Annotated in this window: 14 protein-coding genes and 1 pseudogene; 1 reads left to right on the forward strand and 14 read right to left on the reverse strand. The window is 74.4% G+C overall.

The window, feature by feature from the left end; genetic code table 11:
- Positions 1–5: 5 nt before the first annotated feature.
- From pucL to AB0C35_RS42615, 9 genes are all read right to left on the reverse strand, one after another.
- Positions 6–908: a factor-independent urate hydroxylase gene (gene pucL, locus AB0C35_RS42575; RefSeq protein WP_358469150.1), complete on the reverse strand. Its 903-nt coding sequence runs from the start codon at positions 906–908 to the stop codon at positions 6–8.
- Between the two features lie 39 nt (positions 909–947).
- The gene (uraD, locus tag AB0C35_RS42580) at positions 948–1,475 is read right to left on the reverse strand and encodes a 2-oxo-4-hydroxy-4-carboxy-5-ureidoimidazoline decarboxylase (RefSeq protein WP_358469152.1); all 528 of its coding nucleotides are present in this window, start codon (positions 1,473–1,475) and stop codon (positions 948–950) included.
- A 41-nt stretch (positions 1,476–1,516) separates the two neighbouring features.
- A complete protein-coding gene (locus tag AB0C35_RS42585) occupies positions 1,517–3,043 on the reverse strand; it encodes an NADH-quinone oxidoreductase subunit C (RefSeq protein WP_358469155.1) in 1,527 nt (508 codons plus the stop codon).
- 13 nt (positions 3,044–3,056) lie between these two features.
- Positions 3,057–4,544 carry a proton-conducting transporter membrane subunit gene (locus tag AB0C35_RS42590; RefSeq protein WP_358469158.1) on the reverse strand — a complete coding sequence of 496 codons (1,488 nt, stop codon included), beginning with the start codon at positions 4,542–4,544 and terminating at the stop codon, positions 3,057–3,059.
- Positions 4,544–5,203 carry a hypothetical protein gene (locus AB0C35_RS42595; RefSeq protein WP_358469160.1) on the reverse strand — a complete coding sequence of 220 codons (660 nt, stop codon included), beginning with the start codon at positions 5,201–5,203 and terminating at the stop codon, positions 4,544–4,546. Before AB0C35_RS42595 ends, AB0C35_RS42590 begins: the two co-directional genes overlap by 1 nt.
- Positions 5,200–6,150, reverse strand: coding sequence for an NADH-quinone oxidoreductase subunit H (locus tag AB0C35_RS42600; RefSeq protein WP_358469163.1), 951 nt, complete (start codon positions 6,148–6,150; stop codon positions 5,200–5,202). Before AB0C35_RS42600 ends, AB0C35_RS42595 begins: the two co-directional genes overlap by 4 nt.
- Complete coding sequence (locus AB0C35_RS42605; RefSeq protein WP_358469166.1) at positions 6,147–8,201, reverse strand: proton-conducting transporter membrane subunit; 2,055 nt, start codon at positions 8,199–8,201, stop codon at positions 6,147–6,149. The genes AB0C35_RS42600 and AB0C35_RS42605 overlap by 4 nt, the downstream gene beginning before the upstream one ends.
- Positions 8,198–8,746: an NADH-quinone oxidoreductase subunit B family protein gene (locus AB0C35_RS42610; protein ID WP_358469169.1), complete on the reverse strand. Its 549-nt coding sequence runs from the start codon at positions 8,744–8,746 to the stop codon at positions 8,198–8,200. Before AB0C35_RS42610 ends, AB0C35_RS42605 begins: the two co-directional genes overlap by 4 nt.
- A gap of 83 nt (positions 8,747–8,829) precedes the next feature.
- Positions 8,830–9,189, reverse strand: coding sequence for a metalloregulator ArsR/SmtB family transcription factor (locus AB0C35_RS42615; protein ID WP_358469172.1), 360 nt, complete (start codon positions 9,187–9,189; stop codon positions 8,830–8,832).
- Between the two features lie 188 nt (positions 9,190–9,377).
- On the opposite strand from AB0C35_RS42615, the gene AB0C35_RS42620 reads away from it, so the two are divergent.
- Positions 9,378–10,196, forward strand: coding sequence for an NAD-dependent epimerase/dehydratase family protein (locus AB0C35_RS42620; protein WP_358469175.1), 819 nt, complete (start codon positions 9,378–9,380; stop codon positions 10,194–10,196).
- Between the two features lie 64 nt (positions 10,197–10,260).
- Here AB0C35_RS42620 and AB0C35_RS42625 read toward each other — a convergent pair whose 3' ends face one another.
- From AB0C35_RS42625 to AB0C35_RS42645, 5 genes and pseudogenes are all read right to left on the reverse strand, one after another.
- Positions 10,261–11,331: a C45 family peptidase gene (locus tag AB0C35_RS42625; protein WP_358469178.1), complete on the reverse strand. Its 1,071-nt coding sequence runs from the start codon at positions 11,329–11,331 to the stop codon at positions 10,261–10,263.
- Positions 11,328–12,446, reverse strand: a complete 1,119-nt coding sequence (locus AB0C35_RS42630) for a hypothetical protein (RefSeq protein WP_358469181.1) — start codon at positions 12,444–12,446, stop codon at positions 11,328–11,330. Before AB0C35_RS42630 ends, AB0C35_RS42625 begins: the two co-directional genes overlap by 4 nt.
- Entirely contained in the window at positions 12,443–13,486 is a 1,044-nt protein-coding gene (locus AB0C35_RS42635; protein WP_358469184.1) for a DUF916 domain-containing protein, read from the reverse strand. The genes AB0C35_RS42630 and AB0C35_RS42635 overlap by 4 nt, the downstream gene beginning before the upstream one ends.
- Positions 13,487–13,583: 97 nt before the next feature.
- Positions 13,584–14,585: a WxL domain-containing protein gene (locus tag AB0C35_RS42640; protein WP_358469187.1), complete on the reverse strand. Its 1,002-nt coding sequence runs from the start codon at positions 14,583–14,585 to the stop codon at positions 13,584–13,586.
- Positions 14,586–14,688: 103 nt separating this feature from the next.
- Positions 14,689–14,913, reverse strand: a pseudogene (locus AB0C35_RS42645) (hypothetical protein); the annotation flags it as partial.

Below are 14,913 nucleotides of genomic sequence, written 5' to 3' on the forward strand. Positions count from 1 at the left end.
GGTCCTCAGCAGAAGCCGGGGACGCTGAGCCAGGCCTGCCCGGCGTCCGGGGCGTCGTCGCGGGTCACGGTGGCCTCGATCAGGCCGTACGGGCGGTCGGCCGCGATGTAGACCTCGCCGGGGTTCTCCAGGCCGAACGGCGACAGGTCGACCTCGAAATGATGTTTGTTCGGCGCGGAGAAGCGGATCTCGGCGACCTCCGGGTGACGTTCGAGCACGGCGCTGCCCATGGCGTACAGCGACTGCTGCAGCGCGAGGCTGTGGACGTCGGCGAACCGCTCCAGCAGCACCGAGCGGATCGAGGCGTGGCATTCGTCGAAGTCGACGTCCGTGCCGCCGTAGCGCCATCTGGCCACCAGCGACGTGGCGAGGACGCGGTCGGTGGTCTCGGCGAGCGTGGTGTACTCGTCCTTGAGGAACCCGGAGAACTCCGATCCGGTGGTCTTGGCGATCACGAGGTCCTGGAGGCCGGACACGACCCAGGCCCGCCGGGCGGCGCCCTGGCCCGCGACCGTGACGACCGTGGTGCGGGTGTCCCCGCCGCGCCGGACGAACGCGTGGTCATGGCCGGCCCCTCCGGACGGGATGCGGTCCCAGGCGTACTCCTCGATCTCGATGCGGGCGCCGTCGGCGGCGGGGACCTGCGCGACGAAGTGGTCGGCGAGGGCCAGGCCGAACTCCTCGATCGCGCCGACGCCCCGCTTGGCGAAGGCGAACACGGTGTTCTTCTGGGTGTCGGTCGGCAGGACGCCGGACTGGTCGCCGGGGTCGTGCGCGGCGGCGAAGTCTCCGCGCAGGGAGGTCGACACGTTGAGGTCGCGTATCTCGTGCCGGGCGGTCTCGCGGCGGACGCGGAAGACCCGGTTCTGCGCCTTGCCGTACTGGTTGGGGCCCAGGACGATGCCCATGGGATCAGCTCCCTCGGTAGGTGGAGTGGGCGGAGGGGCTCATGAGCCGATGACCTTCCGCAGGCGCAGCAGGGCGATCTTGCGAAGTTCCCCGGCGACGACCCGCCGCTCGGTCTCGTCGTCGTTGCCGAGGCGGGCGCGGGCGGCGTCGAGGACGTGTTCGGCGTCCAGCCCCGTGGCGCAGATGAGGAACACCCGGCCGAAGCGCTCCTCGTAGCGGCGGTTGGCCTCGGCGAGGGCCGCCTGGACGCCGGTGTCGCCGCCGACCCCGGACTGCTCACCGCGCGACCAGCGGGCCCGGGTCCCGGCTCCGGCGGGACGCTCCCCGATCCTCGGGTGCGCGGCGAGGGCCTGTTCGATCTCGTCGGGGGCGAGTTTCCGGGCGGCCGTGCCGGCGTGTTCGAGGAGCGCGTCCAGATCGGTGTAGGGCCGGGCGGACAGCAGGGCGTCCGCCCATGCGGGTACATCGAGGCAGGCCAGGAGCGACTTCCGCGCCTGCGCGTCCGGCAGCGCGTTGAACCGGTGGAGGCCGATGGCCTCGTCGGGGGACTCTGCCCGGGGTCTCATGCAGGCAGGCTAGCCGCCGCCGTCGCCGCCGCCGTCTCCGGTCAGAGGTCGTTGCCCGCGTAGGAGAGGTTGAAGCTCTTGTTGACGAGGGGGAAGTCGGGGACGATCGTGCCGGTCAGGGCGACGGGCAGGGCGGGCCAGTTGAAGAAGGACGGGTCGACGATCTTGGTGCGGGTGAGGGAGCCGTCCCGCGCCAGTTCGACGCGGTGGACGATGGTGCCGCGCCAGCCCTCGACGACGCCGGCGCCGGAGACGGGGCCGTCGAGCGGGGCCAGCGGCGGCCAGTACGTGACGACGCCCGGGGACATGCCGTACGCAAGGTCCTCGATGATCGCGGCGGAGACGGCGATCTCCTGGGCGCGGACCTGGAAGCGGGCGAGCACGTCGCCGGTGGTCCGGGTGGCGACGCCGAGGGCGGGCCGCAGGTCGGTGAACGGGTGGTCGCGGCGGGCGTCGGCGTCGACGCCGCTCGCGCGGGCGACGTAGCCGAGCGCGCCCAGGTCGCGGGCGGCCTGGACGGGCAGTTCCGCGGTGCCGGTGAAGCGGTCGGCGACCACGGTGTGGGAGAGGGCGAGGCCGGCGAGCTCGGCGGCGTCCTCGGCGATGGCGGCCAGCCGCGCGGGGGCGGGGACGGTGCGCATGGCGGCGCCGCCGAGCACGATCCCGCCGCGCAGGAGGCGGTGGCCGGTGACCTCGCGGTTGAGGCGCAGCAGGTGTTCGCGGATGCGGCCGAACTGGGAGTTGAGGACGGAGTGGCCCACGTCGTTGCACAGGGCGCCCAGGTCGGTGACGTGGTTGTAGAGGCGTTCGAGTTCCAGGAGCAGCGCCCGCATCCGCTGCGCGCCCGGAGAGACCTCGACGCCGGTGGCCTCCTCGACGGCCATGCAGAACGCGAGGGTGTGCCCGACGGTGGTGTCGCCGCTGACGCGTTCCGCCAGCGGCACCGCGTCGGCGGGGGCGCGGCCGTGGAACAGCTTCTCCAGGCCCCTGTGCACGAACCACAGCCGTGCCTTCAGCTTGAGGATGCTCTCGCCGACGACCGAGAACCGGAAGTGGCCGGGTTCGATCATCCCCGCGTGGACGGGCCCGACCGGGATCTCGTACACGCCGGCGCCCTCGACGTTGACGAACGGGTAGGGCCCCTCCGGGTCGCCGAACTCCGGCGCGGGACCGGCGTCGTCCCGCATCGGGTACCAGCCGCGGGGCCAGTGGTGATGCCGGACGAGACGGCGCGGCAGCGGATGGTCCTCGGGGACGATCCCGTACAGGTCGCGCATCTCCCGTTCGAAGCGTCCGGCGGGGAAGCTGACCGCGGCCAGGCTCGGGACGGCCGGGGCGTCCGGGTCCAGCCGGACGTGCAGTTCGGTGCGCCGGTCCGGGGACGCGGCGGTGAACAGGTACACCACCCGCAGCGCGCCGGGGTCGTGGTGGGCGGCGACCAGCGCGAGCCGGTGCCCGTCGTCCAGGAGCGCCGCGGCCCGTGCCGGGAGCGCACCGGCGTCGATGCCGGTGATCGTGCGGGGCGGGACGGCGGGCCGGTCGCCCGCGGGCCGGTCGTCGCTGCTCATCGGGACACCTCCTTCAGAAGGCCGTGAGGATCTCGGCGGCGGCGTCCAGCAGCGGCCGCAGCGGCCACGCGGTGACGCCGATGACTGCGCAGGCGGCGAGTCCGGCGCCCAGCGCCGCGGTGAGCGCGAACGGCGGTTTCAGGCCGGTCGGGATCGTGGCCGCTCCGGGGCCGTCCGGACGGGAGCCCAGCAGCATCCCCGCCATCCGCGCGGAGACGGCGGCCATGATGAGGAGTGTCAGGACCAGGGCGATCGTCACCGCCCAGCCGAGCCCGGCGGAGAACCCCGCGCGCACCATGGCGATCTCCCCGGCGAACAGGGTGAACGGCGGGAATCCGAGCAGGGCCAGAAGGCCGGCGCCCAGCGCGGCGGCGAGCACGGGGGCCCGGCCGCCGAGGCCGCGGACGGCGTCGATGCGGCTGGTGGCCAGGGCCTGGTGGACGCGTCCCGCGGCGAGGAACGAGACCGCCTTGGCCAGCCCGTGGCCGAGGATGTGCAGCAGCACCGCGCCCATGGCCAGGCGCGTCCCGATCGCGGCGCCGAGGGCCAGCAGGCCCATGTGCTCGATGCTGGAGTAGGCGAGCATCCGTTTGAGGTCGCGCTGGCCGAGCAGCAGCGCGGCGGCCACCGCCACCGAGGCCAGCGCGACGATCAGGAGCAGCGTCCGGGCGAAGCCGGTGCCGAGCGCGATGTCGGCGATCACCTTCACCCGCAGGACGGCGTACAGCGCCACCGACAGCAGCACACCCGACATCAGCGCGGAGACCGGCGCGGGCGCCTGGCTGTGCGCGTCGGGCAGCCAGGCGTGCAGCGGCGCGAGCCCGGCCTTGGCGCCGAAGCCGATGATCAGCAGCGCCACGGCGATCCGGGTGACGCCGGGGTCCAGGGCGGCGGCGTGCTCGGCCAGCCTGACCCAGTCCAGCGCGCCGGACGACGGGACGTGCGCGTGCCGCGCCGCGAAGTGCAGCAGGACGATGCCGAGCAGGGCGAGCCCGATCCCGGCCGAGCAGATCACCACGTACTTCCAGGCCGCCTCGGTGGCGTTGCGGGTGCGGCGGTGCCCGACGAGGAACGCCGTCACGATCGTGGTGGCCTCGACCGCGACCCACAGCACGCCGAGGCTGGAGGCCAGCACGGCCAGCGCCATCGCGGCCACGAACGCCTGCGTCAGCACCCCGTACCGGCGCATGTCGGCGGGCGTGGCGTGGCCCGCCGCCCGCTCGGCCTCCAGGTATGAGGGGCTGGCGAGCATCGCCAGCAGCGCCACGGCGCCGATCACGATCAGCATGAAGGCGGTGAGGGCGTCGGCGCGCAGCAGCCCGCCGAGGCCGGTCCGCGGCCGGTCGACGGCCAGTAGGGCCAGCCACACCGCCGCGGCCAGCACGCCGGCCGCCGCGGCCGAGGCCAGCCACGCCGTGCCGCGCCGCCAGCCGAACGCGGCGTATGCGGCGGCGGCCAGCGCGGGCACGCCGACCGGGGCGATCAGCAGGGTCGTCGTCATCAGTCGTGCAGCTCCCGCAGGTCGTCCAGGTCGCTGTCGCCGAACGCGGCGCGGATGCGGGCGGTGAGGATCTGCAGCACCAGCACCGCCAGCAGCACGTCCAGCGACACTCCGAGCTCCACGATGAGCGGCACGCCCGAGGTGGTGAGGAACGCGACGGCGGTGATGCCGTTGTCCATCATCAGGAACCCCGCCACCTGGGACAGCGCGCGTCGCCGGGTCACGAGCAGGAAGAAGCCGAGCAGCACCACCGTGAGCGCCACCGGGACGGCGCGGGTGGCGGGCGACGGCGACAGCGCGATCACGGGACGCATCACGGCGAACGACAGCAGTGCCAGCAGCGCGGCGGCGACCAGCGAGGACGCCACGTTCACCAGCGGCTCGGTCTCCCGGAACGCGCCGCCGGCCCGCATCGCCCGCCGCAGCATCAGCGGCAGGACGGCGCCGCGCAGGACGGCGATGCCGGCGGCCAGCGCGATCGTCCCCGCGTGGCCCTCGTACACGCCGAGCACGGCGACCAGGGCACCCAAGGCGGCTCCCTGGACGGCGAACAGCCGGACGATGGCCGCCAGGTCGCGCCGCCACAACGCGAGGACGCCCGCCAGCAGCAGCGCGCTGCACGACACGTCGAGGAGCTGGACGTAGAGGGTCTCGCTCATGGGGCGGCCAGGAAGAAGGACGCGGCGACGGCCAGCAGCGCCAGCAGGAACGACCCGGCGAGCAGCTCGGGCACGCGGAACATCCGCAGCTTGGCCATGAACACCTCGCCGGCGGCGAGCAGGCCGCCCAGGACCACGGCCTTGGCGGCGAACGCCGCCACCGCGACCGGCAGCATCGCCATCGAGGTCCCGGCGATGCCCCAGGGCGCGAAGAGGCCGGCGAACAGGCCGAGCAGCACCGTCAGCCGCATCGCCGACGCCCACTCGACCAGTGCCAGGTCCGGCCCGGAGTACTCCAGCACCATCGCCTCGTGGATCATCGTCAGTTCGAGGTGGGTGGACGGGTTGTCCACCGGGATCCGGCCCGTCTCGGCGATGGTGACCACGGCCAGTGCGACCGCCGCGAGCAGGCTCACCGGGGAGATCACCAGCAGCGGCTCGTGCAGGGTGGCGGTGACGATCGCCCCCAGGTTGGTCGAGCCGACCCGCGCCGACAGCGCGAACACCGACAGCAGGATCGTCGGCTCCACCAGCGCCAGCACGACCATCTCGCGGCTGGCGCCCATGCCGCCGAACGCGGTGGCGGTGTCCAGGCCCGCGAGCGCGAGGAACACGGTGCCGAGCGCCAGCAGCGCGGCCACCGCGAACAGGTCGGCCGTCCCGTCCAGCGGCGAGGCCGTGGTCACGATCGGGACCACCGCGCTGACGACCAGCGCCGTGCCCGCCAGCACCAGCGGCGCCGCGCGGAACAGCACACCGGTCCCGTGCGGGGTGATCGGCTCCTTGCGCAGCAGCTTGCGCAGGTCACGCCACGGCTGCGCGACGCCCGCGCCGGCCCGTCCCTCAAGGCGGGCCCGGACCTGCCGCATGAACCCGACCAGCAGCGGCGCGCCGAACGCGACCAGCGCCACCTGGGTGACCGCCCCGACGACCCCGGCCGCGCTCACCGCGTCACCGCCAGCAGGATGAGCATGCCGGTGAAGGCGTAGAAGCCGTATCCGACGTAGCGGTGGACGCTGCCGTTGGCCAGGGGCCGGGCCGCCCGCCCGACCCAGGCGACCGCCGCCAGCACCGGCCGGTACAGGCGGTGCTCGATCCGGTCGCCGACCGTCGTCCGGTAGCGGACGCTGTCGACCAGGTAGGCCGACTCCTTGACGGGTGTGACGTCCAGGTCGGTCTCGGGGGCCAGCACGTCGTCGAACACCCGCACCAGCGGCTCGGCGAACGAGGTCGCGGTGTACTCCATCCGCGCCGTAGCGGGCCCGGCACCGCAGTCCCACAGCCTGGCCCGGCGGCGGGCGCGGCGGGTCGTGACCGCCCGGAGCACCGCCATCAGCACGACGACCGCCACCAGCAGCGCCACGGTGATCAGCAGCGGGGACATGGTGCTCGGCATCCCGGCCGGCCGGAGCGTCACCGGGCCCGTGACGGGGTCGCCGCCCGGTCCCGCCACCGCCGCCGCGACGCCGGCGGCACGCGAGAGGCCGCCGGCCACCAGGCCCGGCGCCAGCGCGGCGGCGACGCAGGCCAGCGCGGCCAGGACCATTCCGGCGATCATCGCCGGGGAGCTCTCGCGGGCCCGCTCGGCGGCGGCGCTGCGGGGACGCGCCAGGAACCCGACGCCGAACGCCTTGACGAACGCGGCGATCGCCAGCCCCGCCGACAGCGCCACCACCGCGACCGCGACCGGCATGGTGACGGCCGCGAGCGTCCCGCCCTCGGGCAGTGCGTGGACGAGGCTCTGCAGCAGCAGCCATTCGCTGACGAAGGCGCTGCCCGGCGGCAGCGCCGACGCCATCAGCGCCCCGATCCCGAACAGCGCGGTCGTGGCCGGCATCGGCGAGCGCAGGCCGCCGAGGGCGTCCAGGTCCCGCGTGCCGGTGGCGTGCAGCACCGACCCGGCCGCGAGGAACAGCAGCGTCTTGAAGCCCGCGTGGTTGACCACGTGCAGCAGCGCGGCGGTCAGCGCGAGCGCCGCGATGGCGCGGGCGCCGGACACCGACAGCAGGCCCGCCGCGCCCACGCCGATCAGGACGAGACCCATGTTCTCGCAGGTCGAATAGGCCAGAAGCCGTTTCATGTCGGTGGCGACCACGGCCTGGAGGACCCCGTACAGGGCCGAAACGCCGCCGGAGGCCAGCACCACCAGCCACCACCACGCGGGTCCGCCGCCGAGCAGGTCCAGCCCCACCCGGACGATCCCGTACACGCCCATGTTCACCATCGCCGCGCTCATCAGCGCGGACACGTGGCTGGGCGCCTCGGGGTGGGCGCGCGGCAGCCAGACGTGCAGCGGCACGATGCCCGCCTTCGAGGCGAACCCGGCCAGCGTCGCCACGAACACCGCGCTCCGCACGGCCGGGGAAAGCCCTTCCGCCGCCGCCCGGAGCCGCTCGAAGGACTCGCCGTGCGACGCGGCGGCGAACCCGGCCAGGCCCGCCATGATCGCGATCAGTCCCAGGTGGGTCATCACCGCGTACCACAGGCCGGCCTCGCCCACCGACGCGCGCCGCCGGTGCTCGGCCACCACGAGCAGCAGCGACGTGACCGCCATGAGCTCCCAGGCCAGCAGGAACGTGCTCACGCTGGCCGCCGCGGGCACCAGCAGCATCGCCACCACGAACAGCGGAAGCATGGCCTGCACGGCCCGTCCGTCCAGGCCCGGCGCGTCGTCCGTCCCGTCGCGGGCCGGACGCGTGTAGCCGATCGCGTACACGGCGGCGCACACCGCCACGGCGCCGGTGACGGCGATGAACAGTCCGCTCAGCGGGTCGACCGCCAGGCGGACGCCGGCCAGGGGCAGCAGGTCCGGCAGCCACACCGACCAGGGGTGCCCCGCCATCGCCGCGAGGCCCGCGACGACCGCGGCGGCGCCCGCGGCGGCGGTCCCTCCCCCGGCGGCGGCCGGGCGGGCACGGCGCGGCAGCAGTGCCCCGGCGGCGGCGAGCAGTCCCAGACCCAGGGCCGCGCAGAACGCGGCACCGGTCACAGTCGTCATCGGCCGGTGAGCCCCCGCAGCGCGTCCACGATCGCCTCCGGCTCCGGCGGGCAGCCCCGCACCTCGACGTCGACGGGGACCACGTCGTGCACGGCGCCGACCACCCCGTACGCGTCGGCGAACACCCCGCAGCCGCGGGCGCAGTCGCCCAGCGCCACCACGACCTTCGGCTCCGGCACCGCTTCATGGGTGCGGCGGAGCGCCATCTGCATGTTGCGCGTCACCGGCCCGGTCACCAGCAGCGCGTCGGCGTGCCGGGGCGAGGCCACCAGGCGCGCCCCGTACCGCTCGGCGTCGTGGACGGGCCCGAACGCCGAGGCGATCTCGACCTCGCAGCCGTTGCACGACCCGGCGTCCACGTGGCGGATCTGGACCGACCCCCGCAGCTCGGCCGCGCGTTCGGGCACGGCGCCCTCGGGACGCGGAGGCGGAGGCTCGGCGACCCGCCCGGTCCTCATGATCTTGCGGAGTAGATCCTTCACCCGGTTCCCGACGTTGCGACGGCAGAGCTGCGACCCGCGCAGGAAAACTAGCGTCCTGCGCAATTGCCAATATTAGCAATCGATGAGGTATGAGCGGGACACGGTCGCCCGAGGGCGGTGACGGCCGCGGCTCGTCGCCGGACGCGCTACCCGGACGGGCGTTCCCGGCCCGCCGGCGCGCCGCCGGAGCGCAGGTCGTCCAGGAGCTCCGCCTGCCCCGCGAGCACGCCGGTGAGGATCGACCGCGCGACGGCGAGGAGATCCGCGACCTGTGGGCTGGTCAGCGAGTAGACGACCGTCGCCCCCTCCTTGCGGGAGACGACCAGCCCGGCCCGGCGCAGCACGGCGAGCTGCTGGGACAGGTGCGCCGGCTCGATCCCGACCTCCGGCAGCATCTCGGCGACCGCGTGGTCGCGCTCGCTCAGCAGCTCCAGCACCCGGATCCGGGCCGGATGCCCCAGCGTCTTGAAGAACTCTGCCTTGAGCTGGTAGAGCGGAGTGCTCACGGCGGGCGGCCCCTCACAGGGTTTCCGCAGCGGCCGGCGCGGTGGCACGGAACGAACCACACTCCGGCGCCCTGCTGGACGGATCGTTGTTTACGACGTTGGCAATTGCCAATTCTAGCAACGCCGCCGGAGCACCCGCGGGCGATCCATGACAGGATGGAAACGCCGTTTCCTTATGGAGGTCGCCCGTGCGGTACCTGATCATCGGCTGTGGACACATCGGCTCGGAGCTGGCCCGGCGCTGGACGTCCGCCGGTCACCACGTCGTCGGCACCACCACCTCGCCCGTCCGGGTCGCCGAGCTCGGCGAGATCTGCGCCGACGTGGCCGTCCTGCGCGGCGCCGACCGGGAGGCCGTCGCCCGCGCCGCCGACGGCGCCGACGCGGTCGTCCTGACCGTGAGCCCCCGGCTGCAGCGCTCCTTCGACGCCGCCCAGCGCGTCGCCGAATACGCCGACACGCTCACCGCGAGCGCCCGGACGGCCGTCGCCGCGCACCCGCGGGTGGTGTTCACCAGCTCGTCCTCGGTGTACGGGGCGGGCGGCGGCGCCGTGATCGACGAGGAGTCCCCGACCACCGCCGACACCGACGCCTCCCCGCGCAACTTCATCGCCGCGGAGCAGGCCGTGCTGTCCTCGCCGCGCGGCGCCGTCGTGCGGATCCCCGACGTCTACGGCCACCCGGACGACATCGACTACCCCACCCGGGTGAAGTTCGCGCACGACGTCCTGGGCGGCAGCGTCCCCTTCTCCGCGGACGCCCTGCTGTACCGCGTCGACTACCGCGACGCCGCAGCCGCACTCGACTTCGTCGTGACCCGCGACCTGACCGGCGTGTACAACGCCGTCCCGGACGCGGCCGTCCCGCCGACGAACGCGGCGGCCTTCGGCGAGATCTGCGAGGCCGCGAACCTGCCCGCGCTCACCTACCGCGGCGAGATCAAGACCCCGGCCGTCCCCGTCACCTCCGCGAAGCTGCGCGCCACCGGCTTCACCTTCACCCACTAGCCGGCGCGACTACCGGGCGGCGCGTCGTCCGGGGCCGAACATGCTGCGGCCCGTGCCGAACGTTTTAGTACCGCTGCCAGGAGGTCGGGGTGGCCTGGCAGGGGCCGCCCTTGTGGACGTCCAGGGCGCCTGAGGCGACGTCCAGGCTGATGGTCGCGAGGGTTTCCCAGCGAGTCCGGTCGGCGGACGTGGGATGCGCGCAGACCGGGGCGTCATCGGGGGCGTGGCCGGCCAAGGCACTGGCACGCTCCAGAGGGGTCGGGGCCGACAGGGCGTCCGTGTGGGAGCGAAGGTGGCCGAGGCGGGCGCGGGAGCCGGGGAGTTCGTCGCCGATCGCTTCACCGGCCGCGAGACCGGGGTCCTCGAAGTGGTTGGTGTGCAGGAGGACACCGTCCGGGTTCGCCGGGATCACGCCCACTCCGGCCGGGCAGATCTCCAGGGTGGCGGCCCGGCCGCGGACGCCGTCGTAGGTGACGACGGTGATCGCGGTGGACGCGGACGTGCGGGCCGAGCGGGCGATCCGCTCGGCGTCCTCGATCGTCGCCGCCTCGTCCAGGATGCGGCGCGCGATCATGTGGACGGGGACGCCGGCCGCGCCGCCGTCGGACGCGTGCCCCAGGATGTTGAAGTGCACGCCGAGCCCCGCGCCGTTCACCCCGATCTTGGCGAGGGCGCCGAACTCGGTGAAGGTCCGCACGCGGTGGCCGGGGCGCGGCTCGTACGTCCACACGACGGGGACGTCGCGCATCACGTCGTGCCAGTCCCAGGTCTGGACGGTGCGGGGCGGCGCGCCGTCCGGCAGGGTCACGGCGGTGCTGCACTCGCTCCGGCCCGCCGCGTTCAGGGCCGCGAGGATCTCGGTGCGGGCGTTGATGGACGCGACTTGCCAGGGTTCGAGGCCGGCGCCGCCGGCGATGGCGTTGATCTCGGTGCCGAGCGCCGGCGCCCACGCGCTCGTCTCCGCCAGGGCCTCTTCGCTCAGTGAGCGGACGCGGCCGGGGTCGCCGCCGAGGGTCTCGAACAGGTTCATGTAGCCGGTGTGCGCGGCGGCGATCTCGGTGCTCCAGTGTGCGCCGAACGCCCGGCCGCGGTCGGCGGCGCCGGACTGCGCGGAGACGAATGCGGGGACGGTCACGTCTCTCTCCTCGGGTCGCCTCCGTTCATCATGCCCTCTGGCGGCGCGAGCAGCAGGGCCGGGATCGGGACGTCCAGAGCGCGGCTGAATGCGAGCAGTTCGTCGGCGTCGAACCGGCGGGGCGGCGTGAAGGTCTCCGCGCTCTCGATCTGGTCCGCGGTCCAGGCGGTGCCGGTGAGCGAGGTCAGGGTGTCGGCGAGCGCCGTCCTCGGCAGGTTCCGGACGCGGCGCCACTGGCCGATGTTCGCGGCGACGACCTCGTTCATCGTGGTCGGGGGCGACTGGGGCGGGACGGCGGCGGGACGGTGCCCTCCCCTGTTCCGGAGTCCCCTGACGACCGTCGCGGGCAGGGCGAGGGCGAGCAGGACCGGCAGCCCCCACGGGTAGGAGGACGTGCGGGCGGTGAAGCGGGCGGGACGGTCGATGCCGGTCAGCTCGCCGACGACCGTGTAGCGGCCGAACGCCGGGCCCGGCAGCTTCACCCCGACCTCGAACGTGCGTTCCTGGCCTGGGGCGAGCGTTCCGATCGCCGGGGCGTCCAGGATCCCGGTGGGTGCGGCGCCGCGTCCGGCGGCCAGGGTGAGGGGCGGGTCGGTGACGGGCGCCCGGCCGGTGTTGCGGACGGTGAACGTCACCGTCCGTTCGGCCGGGCCGCCGAGCCATGCGGTGGACGGTCCGCCGCCGCTCACCCGGATCCCGGAGACGGTCAGGTCGCGGGCGGGCGCGGCGGAGACGGTGCGGCGCTGGGCCGCCGTGAGCACCGGTACGCCCTTGATCTTCAGCGGGACGGTGCGGGCCCTGCCCCCGGTGACGGGACGGGCGGAGACGACGCAGGGGCAGCCGATCGGCGGTTTCACGATGGTGATCATCGCGGTGCCGCGACCCTCCTCGCCCACGAACGTGGTGGCCGCCGCGGCGACGGCGCAGTCGGCGGAGCCGCGCTCGCCGCCGTTGCCGCACAGCTCGATCAGCACGTTCCCGGTCGGCCAGGCGGCGAGGTCGACGGTGACGGTCTGCCCCACTTCGGCCTCGGTGCGGTCGATCTCGACGGCCGGTCCCGGGGCGGCGAACACGAGCGCCGGGACGGCGAGCGTCCCGGCCAGCAGCGCCATCATGACCGGCTCCGGCGGCGGCGCAGCACGGAGAGGGCGGCGGCGACGGCGATCACGAACGCGGCGGCGGCCGCCCACGGGGTGGCCCACCACCCGGCGGTCCGGACGGTCGGGCGCGCCTCGGACGGTCCGGCCTCCGCCGGGCCGAGCGGCGTCAGCCGCAGGGTCGCGGTGAGCGGGCCGGCCGGGTACACGCCCCGGACCTGGTCGGTGAACGTGTAGGCGTTGCCCGGCAGCAGCTCGGGCACCCGCCGGGTGACGGGGTCGCCGAGTCGGGTGCCGAACGGGCCGGTCACGCCGATCCGCGAGGTGGCGGCGAGCCGCACGTTGCCGGCGTTCCGGATCCGGTAGGTGACCTCGACACCGCCGGTGCCGAGCAGCGGGCTCTCGGGCGCGACCTTCAGCGACTCCACCTGGAGGGACGGGGACAGCGCCCCGTTGACGCGGGCGTAGACCCGGGCGGCGACGCGGCGGTCGACGTTGACGCGCTGCCCCTGCGCGCCGGTCGTCTGTTCGGTGACGGCGGCGATCACGCCGCCGGAGTGGTCGCCGGGGGTGGCGCCGGACGGGACGGTCAGGGTGAACGGCAGCTCCGCCGACGTGCCGGGTTTCACCGTCCGGGTGGGGGCGCCCGCGACCGAGATCCAGGTGCCGAGGTCGGTGGCCTGCCGGTCGGCGGTGAGGAGGGCGAACGAGCCGTCGGCGGTGTTGAAGGCGTCGGTGGCGTACACGCGGAAGGTGAGCGGGCGGCGGCTCATGTTGGTGATCACCACCTTGTCGCGCACCCGCTGGCCCGGGGAGAGCGTGTAGACGAAGTAGTCGCGCCGCGACCGGCCCTCGGCGCCGGCCGGTTTGACCGACCAGGTGAGGCCGCCGCCCGGCGCGGGCGCGGCGGGCGCGGCGGGCACGGCGGGTGTGGCGGGCACGGCGGGTGTGGCGGGCACGGCGGGTGTGGCGGGCACGGCGGCGTGTGCCGGGACGGTGGTGAAGGCGGCCAGCGCGATCATCGCCGCCAGGAGGGACCCGCCACGGAAGGCGTTCATCAGATGGGCTCCGCGTACTCTTTTTCAGGGCGGGGTGGGGATGCTTCGACCATTCCCACCCCGCCTCTGCTCCGTCCTGGGACGAAGTCTTGTTTCTCTAGGAGAGGGTCAGGGTGAGCGTCGCGGTGTAGTCGCCCGGCGAGGTTCCCGCCGGGACGCTCAGGTCCAGCCCGGCGCCCGCCTGGAACACGCCGCCGCTGCTTCCCGCGGCGGACGACGCCAGCGTCCGCGCCGCTCCGAGCGGGCCCGCCGCGCCCGGGGTCACCGTGCCCTGCGAGCCATCGGCGACCACCTGGGCGGCCGGGGCCCAGGCCAGGTTGGCCCGCGGGATCGTCCCGCCCTGCGCGTGGCTGAAGTCGGTGACCTCGCCGACCAGGTTCCAGCCCGCCTGGGTGCCGCGCGCGTCGGTGACCGTGGCGGTGCGCAGGGCGCCCGTGGAGTGCTCGCCCGGCGCGACCGTGCTCAGCTGCGCGGTGTCACCGTCCAGGGAGAGGGTGAGGGCGCCGTTGTTCACCTTGGTGGACAGCGTCTGCTGTCCCGACCCCGCCGGCGGGTCCGTCCCGGGGTCGGTGCCCGGGTCGCCGTCGCCCGGGTCGGTCGGGTTCTCGCCGCCGGTGAACGTGACGGGGGTGAAGGTGTCCTGGCTGCGGTCGGGGACGCCATGCGCGGCTATCGTGATGACGTAGCACTGCGTCACCTGGCAGTCGACCTCCTTGCCGCTGCCGTCGGTGTACTTGGCCTTGACGCCGGTGAGGGTGACGTTGAAGGTGCCGTCGGCGTTCATCACGCCCTGCCCGGGGCTGGACGCCCCGTTCTTGTGCACCCACTTGGACGACTGGAAGGCGCCGGCGTTGGTGGCGTAGTCGGCGTTCTTCGGCCCGAACACGACGTAGACGCCTAGGCCGTTGTTGGCGGCGGGGTCGAACCCGCTGCCCTGGACGGTGAGGTCCTGGCCTGCGGGGTCGGCCCCGGTATCGGGGGTGACGGTGGTCGCCGGACCGGCGGCGAACGCGGGTACCGCGCCGAGCCCGATCGTGATCAGCCCGGCGGCGGCGAGTACCGCGCCGCCGCGGGTGATCCGTGTGGTCGCCTGCTTCATGGCTTCCTCTCGCGGGGAGAACGAAGGCAAGAACTTAGGTAAGCCTTACCTAAATCGAGGACTGTAGCGGAGTTCCACCGGGAATCAAGGGCCGGGAGCGGGGTCAGCCCCGCCGCGCATACCGTCCTGACCGGCGGCGCAGCGCGGACCGCGCGACCAGCACGGCCGTCCCGGCGGCGACGGTGGCGGCCCAGAACGGCCACGGCGAACCGGCCTCGCCGCCCGACGGCGTCTGCTCGAACGCCGCCGCCGGCGCGGCGCCGGCGAGCGTCCCGCCGTCCGGCGGCGCCGGCGCCGCGGGCGGCCCCGGCGAGGCGCCGGGCGCGGG

Origin of the sequence: Spirillospora sp. NPDC048819, from assembly GCF_040650055.1 — a bacterium.
In the GTDB taxonomy this organism is placed as follows: Bacteria; Actinomycetota; Actinomycetes; order Streptosporangiales; family Streptosporangiaceae; genus Spirillospora.

Coding starts and splice junctions, on each gene's coding strand:
- AB0C35_RS42605 (WP_358469166.1), bottom strand. CDS start 8,201: ATGACGACTGTGACCGGTGCCGCGTTCTGCGCGGCCCTGGGTCTGGGA.
- AB0C35_RS42595 (WP_358469160.1), bottom strand. CDS start 5,203: ATGAGCGAGACCCTCTACGTCCAGCTCCTCGACGTGTCGTGCAGCGCG.
- uraD (WP_358469152.1), bottom strand. CDS start 1,475: ATGAGACCCCGGGCAGAGTCCCCCGACGAGGCCATCGGCCTCCACCGG.
- pucL (WP_358469150.1), bottom strand. CDS start 908: ATGGGCATCGTCCTGGGCCCCAACCAGTACGGCAAGGCGCAGAACCGG.
- AB0C35_RS42585 (WP_358469155.1), bottom strand. CDS start 3,043: ATGAGCAGCGACGACCGGCCCGCGGGCGACCGGCCCGCCGTCCCGCCC.
- AB0C35_RS42590 (WP_358469158.1), bottom strand. CDS start 4,544: ATGACGACGACCCTGCTGATCGCCCCGGTCGGCGTGCCCGCGCTGGCC.
- AB0C35_RS42635 (WP_358469184.1), bottom strand. CDS start 13,486: ATGAACGCCTTCCGTGGCGGGTCCCTCCTGGCGGCGATGATCGCGCTG.
- AB0C35_RS42630 (WP_358469181.1), bottom strand. CDS start 12,446: ATGATGGCGCTGCTGGCCGGGACGCTCGCCGTCCCGGCGCTCGTGTTC.
- AB0C35_RS42640 (WP_358469187.1), bottom strand. CDS start 14,585: ATGAAGCAGGCGACCACACGGATCACCCGCGGCGGCGCGGTACTCGCC.